We start from the raw sequence: 1,346 nt of genomic DNA, 5'->3' as shown, positions 1-1,346 counted from the left end.
GGGCTATAGGACAAAAAGTGTTGCTGTTAATGCCGATGGAACTAGCTAAATACTAGCTCCATCGGCATTTTATCTTTTTGAGTAACTTTTACATATAGGACAAAAAGTGTTGTTAAAAAGTCTGAAAACCCTTGATTTTACTGACTAAAATAAGGTTTTATCTTTCTAAAGAGATATATTTTTTAGAAGGAGTATAATTATGAGACTAGTCAGATGCCCTAATTGTGGTTTCGTCTGTAAGAAAAATGGTAAAACAAATGCGGGTTCTCAACGTTGGTATTGTAATCAATGTTCTTACTCATTCACAAATAAAGTGAATAAAACTAACAATAATTTACAGATATTTTTGGATTGGTTATTTGGTAAACACACACAGTTAGATATGGCTGGCGAAGGACGTTCATTTCGTAGAAAAACATCACAGTTTTGGGAGCTTTGGCCATTACCACCAAAAGTTGAATCATCAAGTAGTGTGGTATTTGTTGATGGTATTTATTTAGCTAGAAATGCTTGTATTTTAATCTGTTGTAATGAGACGCATGTCTTAGGCTGGTATGTTTGTAGATATGAGCATTCTAAGGCTTGGGAGGCTTTATTACGACGTATTTCATCACCTATAGTAGTTATATCCGATGGTGGTACCGGCTTTCAAAAGGCATTAAAAAAAGTTTGGCCGAAAGCCAAACTACAAAGGTGCTTATTTCATGCATTTCAACAAGTAAAACGCTATACAACAATACGTCCTAAAACGATTGCTGGTTGTGAGTTATATGGAATTGCAAGGGATTTATTAACAATACACACGCAAGATCATGCTATGAAGTGGGTACAAAACGTTATGTCATGGAAAGTACGACATAGGGTATTCCTATCAGAAATAACAGTTGATGAAAATGGTACGATACGACCTAAACATGAACGACTTATAAAAGCAGAAAATTCCTTAGTTAAATTGATTAACAAAAGATGTTTATTTACTTACTTAGATGCATCGTTAACATGTACCTGCCCAGCTACTAATAATCGTATAGAAGGTGGTATAAATGCTCAGTTACGCACTATGTTACGTAATCATAGAGGAATGTCTATTGAAAGACGAATAAAAGCGGTGTTCTGGTGGTGCTATATGCACTCACCAAACCCGCTTTCTAATGCAGAAATACTTAAGGTTATGCCGACCAACAAGAGTATTTCTAATATATATCATACCATACATGAACAATCTAGGTTAGAAGCTTCTATTCCGACTTGGGGCGATGCTATTGTTTGGAGTGATTTACATAATTATGATCGACTATTTACCAATCTTTGGGACTGAAATAGCAACACTTTTTGTCCTATAACCC

General features: G+C 35.1%; 1 protein-coding gene. It reads left to right on the top strand.

The window, feature by feature from the left end; genetic code table 11:
• Positions 1-199: 199 nt before the first annotated feature.
• Positions 200-1,318, top strand: a complete 1,119-nt coding sequence (locus ACSV5T_RS09680; protein WP_438320973.1) for an IS256-like element ISVesp1 family transposase — start codon at positions 200-202, stop codon at positions 1,316-1,318.
• Positions 1,319-1,346: the final 28 nt, after the last annotated feature.

The organism is Veillonella sp. ZSJB6 (assembly GCF_051549505.1).
In the GTDB taxonomy this organism is placed as follows: domain Bacteria; phylum Bacillota; class Negativicutes; order Veillonellales; family Veillonellaceae; genus Veillonella.
Note: the sequence above shows the minus strand (reverse complement) of the source record. Positions and strands in the feature narration are given on the sequence as shown.

What these genes read in the sequence shown, in the direction of transcription:
- ACSV5T_RS09680 (WP_438320973.1), top strand. Translation starts at nt 200, where the DNA reads ATGAGACTAGTCAGATGCCCTAATTGTGGTTTCGTCTGTAAGAAAAAT.